This window comes from Alicyclobacillus mali NBRC 102425, assembly GCF_001570745.1.
Lineage (GTDB): Bacteria > Bacillota > Bacilli > Alicyclobacillales > Alicyclobacillaceae > Alicyclobacillus > Alicyclobacillus mali.
This window is the reverse complement of the sequence record NZ_BCSG01000011.1, coordinates 34,393-52,862: the sequence shown is the minus strand read 5'-3', so window position 1 is coordinate 52,862 and position 18,470 is coordinate 34,393. Positions and strand designations below refer to the sequence as shown.

The window sequence follows — 18,470 nt, the reverse complement described above, 5'->3', positions numbered from 1 at the left end:
GAACGCACATGAACTACGCGGAGGCCGTTCGCTACATCGGCGCGCTCCGGCGGTTCGGCATGAAGCCTGGCCTTGATCGGATGCGTCGGATTTTGTCGAAACTGAATCAACCCGAAGACGGTTTGTGTTTCTATCACGTCGCCGGCACGAATGGCAAAGGCTCCGTCTGCGCCATGCTTGCGGCCATGCTCACGGCGCTCGGGCGGCGAACCGGTCTGTACACCTCGCCGGGATTGGGCGGCTTCAACGGGCGGGTCGCTATCGATGGCAAGCCCATTTCGGAGGAGGAGTTCGCGGAGCACGTGGACGCCGTGCGGCGCGCCGCGGACGCCTCCGATCCGCCGACGGAGTTTGAGGTGCTGACCGCGGTCGCGCTGCTCGCGTTTCGGTCTGCGGACGTCGAGCGCGTGGTCTGGGAGACGGGGCTCGGCGGTCGTTTGGACGCCACGAACGTTGTGTGGCCACATGTCACAGGCATCACCAACGTGTCCTACGATCACGTCGACATCCTCGGCCCGACGCTTGTCGATATCGCGCGCGAAAAGGCGGGGATTGTAAAGCCAGGCGTGCCTGTAGTCACCGCGTGTGCGGATGCCGCGTACCGTGTCATAGAGCGCACGGCGGCACGGCTGGGTTCGCGGCTCGTGAGCGTCGGGCGAGACGTGCAGTTCACCGCGGTGAAGGCGGGGTTTCAACTGGAAGGCGCCTATCGCGGGTTGCACCGGGATGCGCCCAGCGTTCGCCTCGGCCTCGTCGGTGAGCATCAGGCGCAGAACGCCGCGGTGAGTCTTGCGATGCTGGAAGTCGGGGAAGGCCAGCTCGCGAGCGACGATTGGGAGCGGGCAATCCATTCGCTTGGAAGCGTGCGGTGGCCGCTTCGGTGCGAGGTGTTCCGGTTGGCCGGCCGCCTTGTCGTGATCGACGGCGCGCACAACGAAGAGGGTGCTCGTACGCTCGCCCGCGCGTTGCATCGCCTGGGGAGTGAGACGGGAGACAGCGGGTGGCGCATGATGTTCGCGGCGTTCGCCGACAAGGACGTCCGCGGCATGTTAGCGCACATGCTGCCGTTGGCGAGCGAGGCGCTCGTCATGCGCTCGCCACATCCGCGGGGCGCGGACCCAGGGGCGTTGGCCGCCGTGGCACAGGAGATTCGGCCTGATCTTACGATTCGCGTCATGCCCTCGATCGATGGCGCGATTGAAGAGGCGATGAAGGGCAAGGGACCAATCGTCATCTGGGGAAATTTGTATATGACGGAGTTGGCGCGGAACACTATCATTGCACTTGGAGCAGAGGAATGGCAGTAAAGGACGGTGAGGCGCGTGCGCGGTTCGGAACATGTGCACTTCGTCGGGATTGGCGGCTACGGCATGAGCGCCATCGCGAGAGTGATGTTGGATCTGGGATATCGGGTTTCAGGGTCGGATGTGTCTCGTCACGAGCTGACGGAGAAGCTCGCCTCGCGCGGAGCCATGGTGTATTACGGGCATCGTCCGGAGCACGTGGAGGGCGCGGACATCGTCGTGCACAGCACAGCGGTCAAACAGGACAACGTGGAACTCGAGGCTGCGCGGTCGCAAAACATCCCGGTCATTCACCGGAGTGAAATGCTGGCCCGCTTGATGGACGATCGCGTCGGCATCGCCGTCACCGGCGCGCACGGCAAGACGACCACGACCTCCATGATTTCCTTCGCGATGGAACAGTGTGGCCTGGACCCGACGTTTGTCGTCGGCGGTGTGGTGTCGGATCTCGGGGACAATGCGAAAGCGGGCAAGGGGCCGTTTGTCGTGGCGGAAGCGGATGAATCCGATGGATCGTTTCTCCATTATCGTCCGGCCATCGCGGTCGTGACGAATGTGGAGGCGGATCATCTGGAGCATTACGACGGCAAGTTTGAAAACCTCGTGCGAGCGTACGAGACGTTCATCCGCCAAATCCCGCCGGAGGGCCTGCTGGTCATGTCCTCGGACGACGCGAAACTCCGCGAACTGCGCTCCGCGGCCCGGTGCCGAGTCGTGACCTACGGATTTGCGGAGGACGCCGACATCACCGCGCGGAATGTGGAACTGAGCGATCGCGCCTCACGGTCCGACGTGTTGGTGAACGGGGAATGTGTCGGAACGCTCCAATTGGCCCTTCCGGGCAGACACAATGTCGCAAATGCGCTTGCCGCCATCGCCGTCTGTATGGAGGTCGGGCTATCGTTCGAGGTTGTCGCGGTTGCGCTGTCGCGCTTCCACGGCGCGAAGAGGCGCTTTCAAGTGGTGGCAGACCTGGGCGGCGTTCTGATTGTCGACGACTATGCGCATCATCCGACGGAGATCCGCGCCACCATCGCCGCTGCGAAATCTACGGGCAGGCGGATTGTTGCGGTGTTTCAGCCGCAGCGGTACACGCGCACGTTCTTCTTGTTCGAGGAATTCGCGAAGGCGTTCGGAGAGGCGGACGAGGTCATTCTCTGTGACATCTACTCGCCAGCCGGCGAACGCAAGATCGAAGGCGTGTCCGCGGCGAGGCTCGCGAGCGAGATCGCTTGCATGAGCAATGCCAACACGCGCTACATCCCCACGCACGACGACGTGATTGAGTATCTGGCGCAGCACGTGCGCCCGGGCGACTTGGTCCTGACCATGGGCGCGGGCGACGTCTGGAAGGTCGCGAAGGGTTTGGCGGACCTTCTGCAGGTTCCGGAAAAACAGGCGCTCGTCTGAGGCATGCGCGGGCGACGGGGCGGCGGGGTCGGCGAAGCCGGCTGCGCCGCCCTTGTCGATTTTGCACGAAAATCTCTGTGCCCTCGTCGACATGTTTCCTGTCCATCCGCCATAGCCTTTTCTATAGACTAGAGTCAAGCTTCAGGCTGCTGAGAAAGCGGCGGCGAATGCGCTTACAGAACGTGGTTTGCAATCCCGCCGCAATCTCGTTATACTGTCCGCAGCCCAATCCCCTATCCGTAAGAAAAAAACGGAAAGAGGTGAGGGAGTGCGTCTACCAAAGTCGAAAGCCGTGGTGGCGGCCGTGACGGCGGCAGCCGTCGGCTTCGGAGGTGCGGGCACGGTCGTTGCGAGCACCTACAAAACCATCACGGTGTCAGACAATGGGCAGCGCAAGGTGTTGCGTGGGTTTTCGACCGGAACCTTGGAAGAATTCCTGGAGCAGCACGGAGTCCACATCGGCAAAAGGGACCGCGTCAGCCCGGCACTCGATAGCTCAGTCGTCAATGGCGAGATGGTGACCATCGAAAGTCCCAAAGAAGTGACTTTGGACGTCGAGGGGAAGACGGAGACGGTCTTCACATTCGCCAAGACCGTGGCAGAGTTCTTGCAGGGCCAGCACATCGAACTTACGCCGAAGGATCGGATGAACGTCAAGGCGACGGACGCCATTCGGCAAGGCGAGACCATCGAGATTCACCGGTACGTGACCGAGACCACCACCGAGACGCAGGATATACCGTTTCAGACCATACGTCGCACCACGAGCGAGCTTGTGCAAGGACATGTCCAGTACGTGACGCACGGTGTGAAAGGGTTGCTGCAAGTTCAGACGACGCGCGTCTATCGGGATGGCAAGTGCATTGCCACACGGGTGGTCAAAAGGATCGTGCGGGAACCTGTCGATGCGGTCGTAGAGGTCGGGACGGCCGAACCAAGGCCCGTGCAGGCGACGCTGGCCACGAGGTCGGCCAACCCCAACCCCGGGCTCATCCGCGAAGCCATCACGGTGATGGCCACCGCGTACGTGGCGGGTGGGACCACGGCAACCGGGGTGCCAGCCGAGCCTGGCGTCATCGCGGTGGACCCTCGCGTGATTCCATTGGGTTCACGGGTGTACATTCCGGGGATTGGCGTCTGCATTGCCGCCGACACGGGATCGGCCATCGTCGGCGACCGGATCGACATTTGTATGGCCTCGCTCTCACAAGCGGACGCTTGGGGGGCACGCACCATCACGGTGTACGTTCTGGGGTAAAAAGCAATCGGCATAGGGGTAAGGGTGATGCGGGGGGCTGAGTGCCCCCTTCTTTTTTGTGTCATTGGAGCAATCATGGCTGCTGAACACCAAATCTTTTCTCCCTCTTCACGTGAGATTCATATTCTTTCAACAATTCCCGGTTACATTCGGCTCGTGTGACCAATAGGGGAGGGGGTTCACCCACTGTGAAAGCCAGACGATGGTCTCCTGTTTTGGCGGCGTCTGTGGCCATGCTGACGGCCATGGCACCGCAAGCGCTCGCCAGCGACACGGTCTCGCCGACCGCCACGACTGCGACGCCGATTCAGCACCTCGTGGTCATTTTCGACGAAAACGTATCCTTCGACCACTACTTTGGCACATATCCGAATGCCGCCAATCCCGCAGGCGAGCCGCCCTTCTACGCCGCCCCTGACACGCCGAGTGTCAATGGCCTTTCGGGCAGCCTGCTCACCAACAATCCGAATGGCACGAACCCGCAGCGCCTGGACCGTTCTCAGGCCGTGACCCAGGACATGAATCACAACTACACGCCGGAGCAACAATCGGTCGACGGCGGCCGCATGGACAATTTCATCAACACCGTGGGCCGGGGGAATCCCATCGATCTCGACTACTACGACGGAAACACGGTCACGGCGCTGTGGTACTATGCACAACACTTTGCGCTGAACGACAACGCGTACTGCACGCAGTACGGGCCGTCCACGCCTGGCGCCATCAATCTCATCTCGGGCGATACCGCGGGGGCGACGGTGTATTCGTCCAATCAGACGACGGGTACGGCGCAAGTGTTACAGCCGGGCAGCAAAAATTTCCCGACCAATGCGGTCACCCAGAATGGCGTGGATATCGGTGACATTGATCCCTATTACGACAGCGCCTCCAAGGGTATGACCATGGCCATGTCCGGCAAAAACATTGGGGACCTTCTGAACGCAAAGGGTATCACGTGGGGCTGGTTCCAGGGCGGTTTCGCCAATCCCAATGCGAAGGACAACAACATCGCCGGCACAGACGAGACAACCGACTACAGCGCGCACCACGAGCCGTTCCAGTATTACGCATCCACTGCCAATCCCAATCATCTGCCGCCATCCAGCGTGTCGATGATCGGCCACACAGATCAGGCGAACCATCAGTATGACATCACGGACTTCTTCATGGCGCTTCAGAACGGAAACATGCCAGCGGTGAGCTTCCTCAAGGCGCCCGAATACGAGGACGGCCACGCGGGTTATTCGGATCCGCTGGACGAGCAGCGCTGGTTGGTCCAGACCATCAACCAGATTGAGGCGTCGCCGGACTGGTCCTCGACCGCCATCGTCATCACGTACGACGATTCCGATGGTTGGTACGATCACGTCATGCCGCCGCTGGTCAACGGTTCGAACGATCCGGCTGTCGACGTGCTTGGAGGGAAGCCGGTGCTGCAGAACGGCACGGACCGTGCCGGCTATGGCCCTCGCGTGCCCTTCCTGGTCATTTCGCCGTACGCCAAGCACAACTTCGTCGACAACACATTGATCGACCAGACCTCCGTATTGAAGTTCATTGAACAAAACTGGGGCCTCGGTTCGCTCGGACCTGCGTCGTATGACACGCTGGCGGGATCGCTCATGAACATGTTCGACTGGCACCTGAACAATCCGCCAGTGTTTCTGGATCCCACGACGGGTGAGCCCGTGACGCCGGACGCGCAGCCGCAGGTCGTCCGCGGTGTGACCTATCTCAGTCTCAATCACTACGCGCAGAATCTGGACGTCGTCCTGCGCGAGGCAAACCGCGTGGCTCGCTTCACGTACCAGGGACACGATGTCGCGATTGACGAGCGATCCGGCAAGGTCTCCGTCGATGGTGAACCGGTTCACTTGAAGGCGCCGCTGATGCGCTCAAACGGTGTGTGGTTGGTGCCAGTGGACGAGATCGATCCGCTCATCGGAGCTGAGATGCACACGTACACGTATGGCAATCTCACGTTCTACCTCTTTTCCCCGCAGCAAGCCGATTGAACCTCTCGCCCCTCGGAGGCGTCCCTAAGACACAGGGTTCGCGCCGAGGGGCATGCCCCTATTGAATCTCGTAAAACTCGCATACCTCCGACCGCCGGCACATAGACTAGCCGTGATGATGACGTGAAGCGGCGGGAGGCGGAGGCGTTGAACGCATCGAACCCCATTCATGGTCCCGAAAGTCGCAAGCCGCCATTACACACAGTCCGCGTCCGGATGGGGACGCAGAGCTGGACCCTCTCAGGCGAGGGCGCCGCGGCCCCACAGGCCGAAGAACCGGTGCTGCGCATCGAGCGCCGGCGCGCACCTATCACGCTCACCGCGATGCGCGCGCGCATTGAGGAGACGCGATCGACGGGGATGCCCGCTGCGGGCTGGGACCGCGTCAAGCGCGCCGTCCGCGACTGGATTCTTCCGCAAGGGGAAGCTCGTTTTCGAGCGGGACTGAAGACCGGTCTCGCGAGCGGGATGATGCTCGGAACCGTGGCGCTCGCGGGATTTCATCAGTTTGCTGCGCCTCCGGATCATGTGCCGACTGTTCAAACCGAGATGCGCGGGACATCCGCCTTTGTTGAGGCGCGATCAGCCACGCCCATCGCGTATCCGGGCTTGTCCGTTGAGGTCGCGGTGCCGCGAGGATCATCGAAGGCTTCCCCGTGGCTGGCGCTCACGCTGGTCGGCATTCAGCACTGGTTGCAAGCGGAGCATCTGCGCCCGAGTGACTACCAGCTGCAGGCAGTCGAGGTGCGCGCCGGTGATTCGATGGTTCCGGGTGTCTTCCCTCAAAGGCTGATCCGCCAAGACGAGGACGCTCTCGGGTTGGCGGAGAGCGGGCTGTTGGCGGCCATCTCCTGGGCGGCTGACGGGGGGAGGCAGGTCGATGCGGAGCGAGCTCTCCAGAACGCACTGGCCATCCCGGCGAGCGTGTGGCGCGCCTGGCCGGGCGGCGAAGGCGGCGTGGGGGCTGACTTGCATCAGAAGCTTCAGGGGCTTCTTGCGGACGTTCGCGTTGGCAATGCGCGCGATTCGGAAGCCTTGGCGGTGCAGGCGTTGAACGACTGGCTCCGATTGTGTGGATGGCCCGGTGTAATCGAGTTGTCGAAAATGAGCCATTGACGAATGCTGTCGAACATGTTCACAATAGTACCGTCGCAGTGTGGTCATGTCGCAAACACGTGGAGCGCATTGCGGCTCTGTTGCGAGGTTTCGTAGCTGTTTCGATCCGTCCGGACCGCCGGACCCTTTTTTTGGGTCTTCAACTTCCGTACCACCCTTTTTACCGAAGCCGTTTGTCCCATCCTGCTCGTTTCCGTATGCTCATGCCATCAATGCAGACGAGGTGAGATGGGCATGGATTGGGATGTCTGTGTTGCGTCGGAGTTGGAGGATGGGCCGCGCGAGCGCCTGATGCGTCTTGGGCCGGGCGCGTTGCGCGTGGACGAGCTGCTGGCCTGCATCATGCAGTCGGGCAACGGAAAGCAGAACGTGTACGAAATTGCCCAGTCGCTTTGTCGCCATTTGGGCGATCTGGACCGGTTGGCGGATCTCGAGGTGGCGGAACTGCTCAGCGTTCCCGGAATCGGGCCTGCCAAGGCCGTGCAAATCGCGGCGGCGGTCGAGTTGGGCAGACGTGTGGTGCGAAAGCCGCCCAGTGACAAACGGCAGATTCGCACTGCGGAGGACGCCGCAAAGTATGTGATGGATCGACTGAGGTATCTTAAAAAGGAACATTTTGTAACGCTTCTTCTGGACACGAAACACCGAGTCCTGGCTGAGGATATGTCGTCTGTGGGCAGCCTGGATGCTTCCATTGTACATCCGCGCGAGATCTTTCGCCGTGCGATCCGCATCAGCGCTTCGAGCATCTTGTGCATACATAATCACCCCAGTGGCGACCCATCTCCTAGCCCTGAAGATATTGCGGTCACAAGGCGTCTCGTCGAGGCGGGGCGGGTGCTCGGCATCGAGGTGCTGGACCACATCGTGATAGGCGATGGGCGATTTGTGAGTTTGCGCGCGGAAGGGTATATGGATTCCACTTCATGAGAGGAGCCACCGTTGAATGTTTTCCGTAAGGGATATGGGTGTCGATTTGGGTACGGCAAACACGCTGGTGTACGTGAAGGGCAAGGGAATCGTGGTGCGCGAGCCTTCGGTCGTCGCGATTCGCACCGATACTGGCAGCATTGAGGCCGTAGGCGCGGAGGCCAAGCAGATGATCGGGCGGACACCAGGCAACATTGTCGCGGTGCGGCCGATGAAGGACGGCGTGATCGCCGATTTTCAGACCACATCTGCCATGCTTCGCCACTTCATCCGCCAGGCGATGAAGACAAAATCGTCTTGGTCCGGGAAGCCCCGGGTGATGATCAGCGTTCCTTCCGGCATCACCGCCGTGGAGAGGCGCGCGGTCGAAGATGCGGCGCTCGAGGCTGGCGCCAAGGACGCGCAGGTCATTGAGGAGCCGATGGCCGCCGCTATCGGCGCCGGACTGCCCGTCGGCGAACCGACGGGATCGATGGTGGTCGATATCGGGGGCGGCACCACGGAGGTGGCCATCATCTCGCTCGGCGGCATTGTGACGTCGAAGTCCATCCGCGTGGCTGGGGACGAGATGGACGAGGCCATCATCCAATACGTGAAGAAGACGTACAATCTGATGATCGGCGAGCGAACGGCAGAGGACCTCAAGATTCAGATTGGCGCGGCCGACGATCTCGACGAAGAACGCTCGATGGAGATCCGCGGACGGGACCTTTTGACCGGTTTGCCGCGCAATGTGACCATCACATCTAAGGAGATCAGCGAAGCGCTGTCCGACACCGTCCTGGCGATTGTGGACGCAGTGAAGGTCACGCTGGAGAAGTCGCCACCGGAACTCGCCGCCGACATCATGGATCGCGGCATCGTGCTCACAGGCGGGGGAGCGCTGTTGCGCAATCTCGACAAGCGACTGGCTCGTGAGACGGGGATGCCCGTGCTCGTCGCGGAGAATCCGCTCGATTGTGTGGCCGTCGGCACGGGGAAGGCGCTGGACAATTACGACGTGTATCGCAAACGCTCGGCCGTCATGCGGCGCGCCCAAGGGCGAGCGTAAGGTGACAGGGAAGAGGGATATTCGTGTCCCGATACTTGACAAGTCGCCGGTTGTTCCTGATCCTCGGGAGTCTCATTGTCCTCATGATTATCGCGGGACTGACGCTGTCGCAGACGGGACGCCGCGCGACGTTTCCAGAGCGCGTGTTGATGGACATCCAGAGCGCCGTATCTGGCGTGGTATATCGGCCCGTGAGCAAACTGACCGGGTTTTTCGCGGGTCTCACCGACCTTCGTCAGATGTACGAGGAGAACGCGGCGCTCAAGCAAGAAATGGAGAATTACCAAGCTCTGCGCGCCGAACTGGCGGACGCTCAAGCGGAGAACCAGCGCCTGCAGACCATGCTTCATTTCTATCGGAAGACGGTCAATCAGTTGCACGAGATTCCTGCCGTGGTGGTGGGCCGCGAGCCCTCACAGTGGAACTCCTCGCTCACCATTGATGTGGGCACAGCCAACGGCGTTCAGCCGAACATGGCTGTGGTGGCGCCTGACGGGAGCCTCGTCGGGCGCGTGGACACGGTGAGCTCGCACAGCGCCAGGGTGGTGCTCATCACCGACACGGAACTGGGCGATGGCGTGTCCGCGCTTGTGGAAGCGAGCCACATGCAGCCGTTTGGTGTCGTCACTGGCTCGACCACCAATCCGGGCGAGCTGGATCTGGACTTTCTCGGGCAGATCATTCAGCTTCCCTCTTCCCAGCTGGTGGGAGACGAAGTCGTGACGTCCGGGCTTGGTGACGTGTTTCCTCGTGGTCTCGTGATTGGCACCATTACAAAGGTCGTCTACGGAGCGCATAACACGGCCAAATCCGCCATTGTGCAACCGTCGGCTCAAATGGATTTCTTGCAGGACGTGTTTGTCGTGCGTGAACAGGGGAGTTCGCCGTGAAGGCCGCCATCGCGTTCGCGTCTCTTTGGGTCGGATTGATCCTCCAGGCCACACTGTTCGAGATTCCGCCGATGAACGCGATTCACCCGGATTTCGTGCTGGTGATACTGGTCCTGCTCGCGCTGTTTCGGGGTCCGAATCTGGCGATGATTTTCGGGATCGCGATTGGGCTTATCCAGGACGTGTGCTATGGGCCGTTCATCGGGCTCAACGCGTTCGCGTATGGCCTGGCGGCGTATATCGCTGCGGCGGTCTTCAGCCAGTTCATGCAGAAAAATCTCGCCATCGCCTTTTTGACCACGATGGCTCTCAGTTTTGTGCATTCGTGGTTGACGTACGGTTTCATGCGCTTGTTCGAGCTGACCAGCGACTCCATTCAGTTTGCCCTATCTGCCTCGCTACAGGGGATGATCGTAAACGGCGTGTTGGCACTCGCCCTCTATCCGCTGTACCGATCTTGGTTCAACCGCCCTCGCAGGCGTCGATACGATTCGTTGCACTCTGCGGATTCGCCCTGAACTCGCTGATTTCACCGACGGGAAGGAAATCGGCGAATTCAGGGCGAATATTGCCTGTTGGGCGATCGCGCCATCCTGGAGGGAGCAGCCGTTGATTTTAGAGAGTGAGCCGCTGATGGATCATAGGCCGCCGGTGACCGTGAAGGGGACGCGCGAGGGATTGACATTTCTGTTGGACGAGCGAGCGGACGTGGAGCGCATGTGCGCGTACTTGGAGACCCTCATCACGGGCGAAACCGGCAAACTGTTCGAAGGACCGACTGTGGATGTATACGTCGATTACGGCAAGCGATTGTTGACCCCCCAGGAGACGTGGCGCATCCTCGATGTGTTCCGCAAGCGAGACAACTTTCTGTTAAAGGCCTGGGGCAGCGCCCCAGAAGCGCGAGAGATTTCGCGTCGTCAACAGGGAGTGCGTGCACAACATATCTATCACGGCTTGGTGCGGTCAGGACAGCCTGTTTCCTTTGACGGAGATGTCGTGATTATCGGCGACGTGAACCCGAGCGCCGTCGTGGAAGCGACAGGGGACATTTACGTGTTCGGTCGCCTGTTGGGCATCGCGCACGCGGGCGCGGGGGGCGATGAATCGGCGATTGTCGCGGCCGCGGAGTTCGCACCCATGCAGATCCGCATCGCGGATGTGGTCAGTCGTGCTCCGCAAATGCGGGCGACGATGGAATACGCGTATCTAGAGGGGCGTGAGATGCGCGTGGCGGAGATGAAGTACTTTCTTCCGTGGCATAAACTGCGAAAACGTTCCGGGCGTGAAGAGCGAAGGTGATGCGAGTGGGCACCGCAATTGTGATGACATCTGGAAAAGGCGGCGTGGGCAAGACCACGACCACGGCCAATGTGTCGACGGCGCTCGCCCTTCTTGGGAAAAAGGTGTGCATGGTGGACGCCGACATTGGACTCCGTAACCTTGACGTCGTGATGGGGTTGGAAAATCGGATCATTTACGACATCGTCGATGTGGCCAACGGTGATTGTCGGCTTGAACAGGCGCTCATTCGCGACAAGCGCTTCGAACACCTCGTCTTGCTGCCTGCCGCCCAGACGAAGGACAAGCGGGCGCTTTCCGTTGAAAAGATGGTCGAATTGGTGAGCGAGCTCAAGCAGTCGTTCGACTTCGTGATTATCGATTGTCCTGCTGGGATCGAAGAAGGGTTTCGGGTGGCTGTTGCGCCCGCCGAGATGGCGATTGTCGTGACGACGCCCGAGCACACCGCGGTTCGAGACGCGGATCGCGTGCTCGGCTTGTTGGAGCGGGACAAGGTCGGGGAGCCGAGGCTCATCGTCAATCGTATCCGACCGGACATGGTGAAGCGCGGGGACATGTTGGATATTGACGAGATTGTTCAGGTGCTGGGTTGTGATTTGCTCGGTGTGATTCCGGATGACGAACGAGTGATACGAAACAGCAACCGCGGGGAGCCGGTCGTGCTGGACACGTCGGTCCCTGCGTCGACAGCGTATCGCAACATCGCCAGGCGGATCCTCGGCGAATCCGTTCCCCTCATGCATCTCGAGGACAAGTCGGGGCTCTGGGGACGATTCCGCAAATGGGTTGGCGGCCGTTGATAAGCCATGGGCATACCTGTCCTCCTCGAGGCGTACAGATGTGATGAGAGGAGGACGGGTATGCCACGAAATTTGCGAGTCTGGTCGCGGAGGCGAGAGGAGCCCCCTCGGGCAGGCGATTCCACAGGGATAAACACCGATGCACGCGAAGCGCCGAGCCGGTGGACAAGCGAGCCGGAGGGCGGAGACTGGCCAGAGTCCCCGCTGTCGCCCTACGGCTACGCGGACGACGATGGCGGGATTCGTCAGGTCGAGAGCGCGGCGTGGCGCCGCCCGCTCACGTCGCGCTCTGCGCGGCAGAGCCGGGGATTTCAGCCTCACACATCGGGCGACTCGGCGGCTGTGCGCAGAACGTCCCGTCTCACGTGGCAACTGTTTGGGGCGTTCGTGCTCGTGGCAGCCGGCTACACCTTGCAACACGATCCGCGCATTCCTTCGGCGATCACCGCACAGGCTGTGAACGCGTTCGACGCGGACTTTTCGTCTCGCGTGCAGCCTGAGCTGGATCGCCTGTCGGCCTCTCTCCACCTGCATCCCCTCTCCCTTGGCGTGACCCAGGCTACCACTTTGCGTGCGCCCGTGTTCGGCCGCGTGATTCAAAGCTTCGGCCCCGACCATCCTGAAGTCTGGGTACAAGGAGATGCGGGCGATCCCGTCCAGGCGGCGGCGCCGGGCACCGTGTTGGGCGTGTATCAGACGGGGAACACGTATTTGGTCAAGATCGATCACGGTGCTGACGGCATCGCGCTTTACGGAGGCTTGGGTTCCGTCGCCGTCCATCCGGATGATGTGGTTCTCGCCGGCCAAGAAATCGGCACGCTGCCCAAACGTCCCGCCCATCCCGTGTTTCGATTTTCCATTGAGAAAAGCGGGAAATTCGAGAATCCCGAGCGATGGGTGTCGTTTTCCGGAGGCAGCGCATGACGTCGGGTCCGTTGATGAGGGCTGTAAGGGTGCGGGTGAAGATTCACCCGCTCCTTCTCGTGACGGCCTTGGCCGCATGTCTCGCGCATATGTTCCTTCAAGTCGCCATCCTGTTTGTCTGCGTCCTCCTGCATGAATTGGGTCACGCCGCGGTGGCGCGCTCGCTCGGCTACAAGGTGGATCAGATTGAACTGTTGCCATTCGGTGGAGCGGTGAGACTTTTGAATGGCGATCTCGGCTGTCAGCCACGGCACGAAGCGGTGGTCGCGATCGCCGGGCCCATGGTCAACCTAGGGCTTGGTTGGGTGGCCCTCGCGTTCGCCGCAAGCGGGCTATCGTCGTCCGAGGCGTATCAGACTTGGGTGACGCTGAACTTGTGGATCGGCGTGTTCAACCTGCTGCCCTGCCTTCCCTTGGATGGAGGTCGTCTGTGGCGGGCGAACCGGAGCCGCACGATCGGCTACGCGCGCGCAACGGAAGGAGCATACCGGATGGCCTTTGTGGTTTCAGCCCTTTTCATGGCGCTCGGCGTCATCGCCTTTTTCGCTGGCCGTCCGCACATCGGCGCCCTCGTTCTCGGCCTGTTTCTCGCCATCACAGCGTGGCAAGGACTGAGAGACGTGCGGATTGACATCATTCGTTTCTTGGACGGAAAGCGAGGGCGCTCGGGATCCACCACTCGTGTTCGTGCGCTCGCGGCACGGATGGACGCCCCAATTCGCGAGGTCGTGCGGCAATTTGCCCCCGATCGCGTCCACCTGGTATACGTGCTGGATGACGCGGGGCGCGTGGTGGACATCGTGGAAGAACGGGAGATTATCGAGGCTGTATTCTCTGGGGCATGGGATACGCCTGTGCGTGAACTGTCGAACCCGGCCGTTGTAGATGCCCCGACGTTGTGATATAATATCGCGAGTGTATCACTGTAACCGCATGTGGCCGGCTTACAAAGGCGCGCGTGTCGCAGCCTGCCGGAACAGCGAGTCTGAGTGAAGGAGCGTTGTCGGATGTACGCGATTGTGGAGACCGGTGGGAAGCAGTATAAGGTCAGCCAGGGCGACACCATCGTCGTCGAGAAGCTCGACGGTGAAATCGGATCGGAGATTGTGTTGGACAAGGTGCTTCTGGTTCAGGGCGAAGGCCAGGTCCAAGTGGGCTCTCCGTATCTTCAAGGCGCGAAGGTCGTCGCGAAGGTCGTGGAGCACGGCCGTGGGAAAAAGATTGTCGTATTCAAGTACAAGCCAAAGAAGAACTATCACAAAAAGCAAGGTCATCGTCAGCCGTATACCAAGCTGACGGTGGAGTCGATTCAACTGGCATGATTGAGTTCGAAGTCCTCCTCAGCGGGAATGAACTGGAGGGCTTTCGCGTTCGCGGTCACGCGGGTTACGCGGAAGCAGGGCGAGACATCGTCTGTGCCGCGGTCAGCGTGCTGGTGTACAATTTTATTAATTCGGCGGAGCGGTTCGCGGATACGCAGCTCACGGTGCGAGACGGCGGCGATGAGTTGGCCTGCCGCTTTCCGGGGCTCTTGAATTCGCGAGCAAAACTGTTGTTCGACAGCATGTTATTTGGGATCGAGCAGGTCGCGGAGCAATATCCTGAGCATGTGCGCATTCTTCATGGCTCAGCGCGCTGATTGCAGTGCGAATGAAGGTCCGCATGGGTTAGAAGGACGAGGGAAAGGATGATCCATGGTGTTGCGACTTGATTTGCAACGTTTTGCGCATAAGAAAGGCGCCTCCTCTACGCGAAATGGGCGCGACAGCATCTCCAAGCGGCTGGGCGTCAAGGAGCCAGACGGGAAAGTCGTGCACGCTGGCAGCATCCTTGTCCGGCAGCGCGGCACGAAAATTCATCCGGGCCGCAACGTCGGGATCGGCAAGGACGACACGCTGTTTGCGAAAGTCACCGGGCAAGTTCGCTTCGAGCGGTTCGGCAAGGATAAGAAGCGCGTGAGCGTCTATCCCGTCGCGAGCGAGGCGGAAGTCGTCGGTAAGTGAGAAAGGTCTGCGGCGAGGCAGTCTGTGCGCAACAGCGTGGCAGATTGCCTCTTTTCTGTTGAAGGCCTCTTTTCTGTTGAAGGAGGAAGGTTCGTGGCGGACGGCCTGGAGCGCGGTGCGGGTCTCGAGGCGTTTCGCCGGCATCGGCACGACGTCTTGAATCAGTTGCAGATTGTCCGGGCACTCATTCAGATGAATCGGGCTGATCGCGCCATCGCTGCCATCGACCGCATCGCGGCGTGGCTGCAGTCGCTTGGGCGCGTGCAACAAGCGGTGCCCGCCGGCGCGGAAGCTATCGTGTGGGCGCTGGCCGTGTGCCCACATATCGTCGTCGACGAGATCGACGTGCAAGGCGCGCCGCATGGCGATGCACTCGCAGAGTGGATCTCGTGTATGACCGAGCTTGAGGCGAGGCTTGCCGTAAATGGAGATTCTCCGAGGATGAAGCTCACCGTCGACGCGGAGCAGATGTGGGTACATTGCGACGCTGACTTGACACAGGTCGAAGAGTTGCAAGTCCGTTATCCACGAATTCGCTTCTCAAGGAGGTGACGATGTGTTTGTCGATCACGCTGTGATTTATGTAAAGGGCGGCAATGGCGGCAACGGGATTGTGGCTTGGCGCCGCGAAAAATATGTCCCGCGAGGGGGGCCGGCCGGGGGGGACGGAGGCCACGGCGGCAATGTGGTTCTCGTGGTGGAAGAGGGACTGCGCACGCTCGTCGACTTTCGGTATCAGCGTCACTTCAAGGCGAAAGCCGGTGAACCAGGAGGCAGCGCGAATCGTCACGGGGCGAACGGCGAAGATCTGGTGGTCAAAGTGCCTCCGGGGACCACGGTGCGGGACCGGGACACGGGTGAGTTTCTCGGCGATCTCGTTCACCCTGGAGACCGGCTGGTGGTGGCAAGAGGCGGCCGAGGGGGAAGGGGCAACGCTCATTTTGCCAACTCCGTTCGCAAGGCCCCCGAGCTTGCCGAAAAGGGCGAGCCGGGAGAAGAGCGCGTCATCGAATTGGAACTCCGCGTTCTGGCCGATGTCGGACTCGTTGGGTATCCGTCTGTGGGGAAATCCACGCTGCTCCGCGCGGTGACGCGCGCCGAGCCCAAAGTCGGTGCGTATCCGTTCACCACGCTCCATCCTGAGCTCGGCGTGGTGGAACTGTCAGACGGACGCTCGTTCGTCATGGCCGATCTGCCTGGCCTCATTGAGGGTGCTCATGCCGGCCGCGGGCTTGGCCATCAGTTTCTGCGTCACGTGGAGCGAACCCGAGTGTTGGTTCACGTGATTGACATGGCTGCGGTAGACGGGCGCGATCCCGTTGAAGACTACCGCGTCATCGAAGACGAACTCGAAAAATACCGCGCAGATCTTGCGGACAGGCCCCGAGTGGTGGCCGCCAATAAGATGGACTTGCCGAATGCCATCGAGAACCTGGAGCGGTTTCGGGCTACATATCCGGATCTTGAGGTGTTCCCGATTTCCGGCGCGACGCATCAAGGACTTCGCCCCTTTGCCGAGCGGCTGTACGACCTTATCCAGGCGGCGCCGGACCCCGTATCGGCAGATGTCGAACTCGCGGATCCAACTGCGCGCAAGGTGTATCGCCTCTCGGATGAGGAACCCGTAAAAATCCGGAAGGAAGACGGTGTTTTCGTGGTTGAGCATCCGGAGATCGAAAAGATTGTGCAGATGACCAACTTCGATCAGTACGACGCTGTGAAACGATTTCAGCGTATCATGAAGTTGCGAGGCGTGGACGACGCGCTCCGGGCTCACGGTGCAAAGGACGGCGATGTCATCCGGATTGGCGACGTGGTGTTCGATTTTGTGGATTGAAGTTCATCGCCCTGCATCATCCACACGCCACCTGGGAGACGGAGATGGGGCCTGGGATCGCCATGGACCCATTCTCCTATCCCGGCCCGCTTGGCGTGCGGGACTCGAAAACGGACGGCTTGGACGATCGTTTGGCGAGAATCACAACGAGACGAGGGGTCACCTTGTGGGTAAAGGTTTCGTCCTCCCTGCCTGGGCAATTAAGAGCCGCGCTGCGCGCCCATGCGATTCAATGCCTGCCGCACGAATGTGCTGGCTTAATTGTAATCTCCGGCAACAGGTGGTGGGCCATGGCGCTGCCTGCTAAGGTGAGCACCAAGGGATTCGCGATCGAGCCAAGTGTGTGGGCGAGGACGCTCGAGAACTTAGAACGACATCATGTTGAAATCTGGGCCACTTATCACAGTCATCCCAGCGGGCGCTTGCAGCCGAGCGGCCGCGATCACGTCCTTTGGTGGACTTCCGAACGACTTCTGCTCCTCGCCCCCGAAGGAGAGCGAATTGCCATAGCTCAATACGAATGGCGCCCCTAGCGTGAAAAATATCCCTCATGACCCTCCTCTTTTACAAAATCATCAGTTCCTTAAATTCCAGAAAAAAGGATATCGCGCTTGCTTCCCGAATTCTTCGGGCAAAGGAGCGTGAGATGATGGACCGTTTCGCCGCAGTTCAGGTTGTGGATGCTGTACTGAGCGCTGCCATTCGCATGTGTGCAAGTGACATTCACCTCCAGTTGGTGAATGGACGATTGGAGGTATCCTTCCGCATCAATGGCAGGATGGTGCCGTTCATGAGTGGACTCGCGTTTGCAGAGGAGACCGTTCGTCGCCTCAAGGCACTCGGCAGGATGGACGTGACGGTGAAGCATCTGCCGCAGGAGGGGAGCTTTCAGTGGATGGCGGACGGCAGGATGGCTCATATTCGAGCATCGTCTGTTCCCATTTTTGGCGGTGAATCTCTCGTTCTGCGCCTCTTTCATCCGGGATTCGCATCGCATCTGCTGGACGGTCTGGGCCTGTCTGGTGAATCCCTGTCTCGCATTCGTGGTTGGCTTCAACAAGACGGCGGACTCATTGCGCTCGCAGGCCGCACTGGGGCGGGGAAATCGACGACCGCTTACGCGATGCTGGAACACTTGCTTCGGCAGGGCAGGACCGTCTTTACTATTGAAGATCCCGTCGAGGTGCGGGTCCCTGGGTGTCGGCAGGTTGAGATTCAGGACAAACACGGGTTGACCTTCGGTGCGGCGCTTCGAGCCATGGTCCGCCAAGATCCCGATGTCATCTTCATCGGAGAGGTCCGCGATGAAGTGTCCGCCTCAGCCGCTTGCCGAGCTGCGATGGCTGGGAGGCTGGTCCTAGCGACGGTGCATGCTCGCAGGCCGATGAGCGTGATCGCACGTTTCCTCGATTTGGGCGTTCCCGTCTCGATTCTGGAGGAAGTGTTGACCGGCGTGGTGTTTGTGGAGATGGAAGAGAGTGGAGCTCGGACGTATCGCGCCCTGGGCATGGACCGTTTGTCTCGCCGTAACAGAGGGCCACAGGTCGTGTCGGGGCGCGTGATGAGGAGATCAGGGACGGGGAACGGGTTTGCGTCGGCGCGCTAGAATTCGACTGCGTCGCGCCCTGAT

General features: G+C 60.6%; 20 protein-coding genes. All 20 read left to right on the top strand.

Annotated features, from left to right (window positions below):
• Positions 1-8 precede the first annotated feature (8 nt).
• The 20 genes from AMA01_RS05015 to AMA01_RS04920 all read left to right on the top strand — a co-directional run bounded on the left by AMA01_RS05015 (position 9) and on the right by AMA01_RS04920 (position 18,446).
• The gene (locus AMA01_RS05015) at positions 9-1,307 is read left to right on the top strand and encodes a bifunctional folylpolyglutamate synthase/dihydrofolate synthase (RefSeq protein WP_067848271.1); all 1,299 of its coding nucleotides are present in this window, start codon (positions 9-11) and stop codon (positions 1,305-1,307) included.
• Between the two features lie 15 nt (positions 1,308-1,322).
• A complete protein-coding gene (murC, locus tag AMA01_RS05010) occupies positions 1,323-2,714 on the top strand; it encodes a UDP-N-acetylmuramate--L-alanine ligase (RefSeq protein WP_067848268.1) in 1,392 nt (463 codons plus the stop codon).
• A 268-nt stretch (positions 2,715-2,982) separates the two neighbouring features.
• A complete protein-coding gene (locus tag AMA01_RS05005) occupies positions 2,983-3,972 on the top strand; it encodes a 3D domain-containing protein (protein ID WP_067848265.1) in 990 nt (329 codons plus the stop codon).
• 188 nt (positions 3,973-4,160) lie between these two features.
• Positions 4,161-5,987: a phospholipase C gene (locus tag AMA01_RS05000; protein WP_067848262.1), complete on the top strand. Its 1,827-nt coding sequence runs from the start codon at positions 4,161-4,163 to the stop codon at positions 5,985-5,987.
• A gap of 147 nt (positions 5,988-6,134) precedes the next feature.
• Positions 6,135-7,103, top strand: coding sequence for a hypothetical protein (locus AMA01_RS04995; protein ID WP_067848260.1), 969 nt, complete (start codon positions 6,135-6,137; stop codon positions 7,101-7,103).
• A gap of 228 nt (positions 7,104-7,331) precedes the next feature.
• Positions 7,332-8,033 carry a RadC family protein gene (gene radC / locus AMA01_RS04990; protein WP_067848257.1) on the top strand — a complete coding sequence of 234 codons (702 nt, stop codon included), beginning with the start codon at positions 7,332-7,334 and terminating at the stop codon, positions 8,031-8,033.
• Positions 8,034-8,049: 16 nt separating this feature from the next.
• Positions 8,050-9,084, top strand: a complete 1,035-nt coding sequence (locus AMA01_RS04985) for a rod shape-determining protein (RefSeq protein ID WP_067848254.1) — start codon at positions 8,050-8,052, stop codon at positions 9,082-9,084.
• A 23-nt stretch (positions 9,085-9,107) separates the two neighbouring features.
• Positions 9,108-9,974 (top strand): rod shape-determining protein MreC, encoded by an 867-nt coding sequence (gene mreC, locus AMA01_RS04980; protein WP_067848251.1) that lies wholly within the window; start codon positions 9,108-9,110, stop codon positions 9,972-9,974.
• A complete protein-coding gene (gene mreD / locus AMA01_RS04975) occupies positions 9,971-10,492 on the top strand; it encodes a rod shape-determining protein MreD (RefSeq protein ID WP_067848248.1) in 522 nt (173 codons plus the stop codon). The genes mreC and mreD overlap by 4 nt, the downstream gene beginning before the upstream one ends.
• 91 nt (positions 10,493-10,583) lie before the next feature.
• The gene (locus AMA01_RS04970) at positions 10,584-11,276 is read left to right on the top strand and encodes a septum site-determining protein MinC (RefSeq protein WP_067848246.1); all 693 of its coding nucleotides are present in this window, start codon (positions 10,584-10,586) and stop codon (positions 11,274-11,276) included.
• Between the two features lie 5 nt (positions 11,277-11,281).
• Positions 11,282-12,076 carry a septum site-determining protein MinD gene (minD, locus tag AMA01_RS04965; protein WP_067848412.1) on the top strand — a complete coding sequence of 265 codons (795 nt, stop codon included), beginning with the start codon at positions 11,282-11,284 and terminating at the stop codon, positions 12,074-12,076.
• Between the two features lie 60 nt (positions 12,077-12,136).
• Positions 12,137-13,000, top strand: coding sequence for a peptidoglycan DD-metalloendopeptidase family protein (locus tag AMA01_RS04960; protein WP_067848243.1), 864 nt, complete (start codon positions 12,137-12,139; stop codon positions 12,998-13,000).
• Positions 13,001-13,029: 29 nt separating this feature from the next.
• Positions 13,030-13,902 carry a site-2 protease family protein gene (locus AMA01_RS04955; protein ID WP_231862825.1) on the top strand — a complete coding sequence of 291 codons (873 nt, stop codon included), beginning with the start codon at positions 13,030-13,032 and terminating at the stop codon, positions 13,900-13,902.
• Between the two features lie 105 nt (positions 13,903-14,007).
• Positions 14,008-14,322 carry a 50S ribosomal protein L21 gene (gene rplU, locus AMA01_RS04950; protein ID WP_067848239.1) on the top strand — a complete coding sequence of 105 codons (315 nt, stop codon included), beginning with the start codon at positions 14,008-14,010 and terminating at the stop codon, positions 14,320-14,322.
• Positions 14,319-14,639: a ribosomal-processing cysteine protease Prp gene (locus AMA01_RS04945; protein ID WP_067848235.1), complete on the top strand. Its 321-nt coding sequence runs from the start codon at positions 14,319-14,321 to the stop codon at positions 14,637-14,639. Before rplU ends, AMA01_RS04945 begins: the two co-directional genes overlap by 4 nt.
• Positions 14,640-14,697: 58 nt before the next feature.
• Positions 14,698-15,003: a 50S ribosomal protein L27 gene (rpmA, locus tag AMA01_RS04940; protein ID WP_067848409.1), complete on the top strand. Its 306-nt coding sequence runs from the start codon at positions 14,698-14,700 to the stop codon at positions 15,001-15,003.
• Positions 15,004-15,096: 93 nt separating this feature from the next.
• Entirely contained in the window at positions 15,097-15,555 is a 459-nt protein-coding gene (locus tag AMA01_RS04935; protein ID WP_067848232.1) for a Spo0B domain-containing protein, read from the top strand.
• 4 nt (positions 15,556-15,559) lie between these two features.
• Positions 15,560-16,840 carry a GTPase ObgE gene (gene obgE / locus AMA01_RS04930; RefSeq protein ID WP_067848229.1) on the top strand — a complete coding sequence of 427 codons (1,281 nt, stop codon included), beginning with the start codon at positions 15,560-15,562 and terminating at the stop codon, positions 16,838-16,840.
• A gap of 44 nt (positions 16,841-16,884) precedes the next feature.
• Positions 16,885-17,373: a Mov34/MPN/PAD-1 family protein gene (locus AMA01_RS04925; RefSeq protein ID WP_307188450.1), complete on the top strand. Its 489-nt coding sequence runs from the start codon at positions 16,885-16,887 to the stop codon at positions 17,371-17,373.
• A 116-nt stretch (positions 17,374-17,489) separates the two neighbouring features.
• The gene (locus tag AMA01_RS04920) at positions 17,490-18,446 is read left to right on the top strand and encodes a GspE/PulE family protein (protein WP_067848227.1); all 957 of its coding nucleotides are present in this window, start codon (positions 17,490-17,492) and stop codon (positions 18,444-18,446) included.
• Positions 18,447-18,470 lie beyond the last annotated feature (24 nt).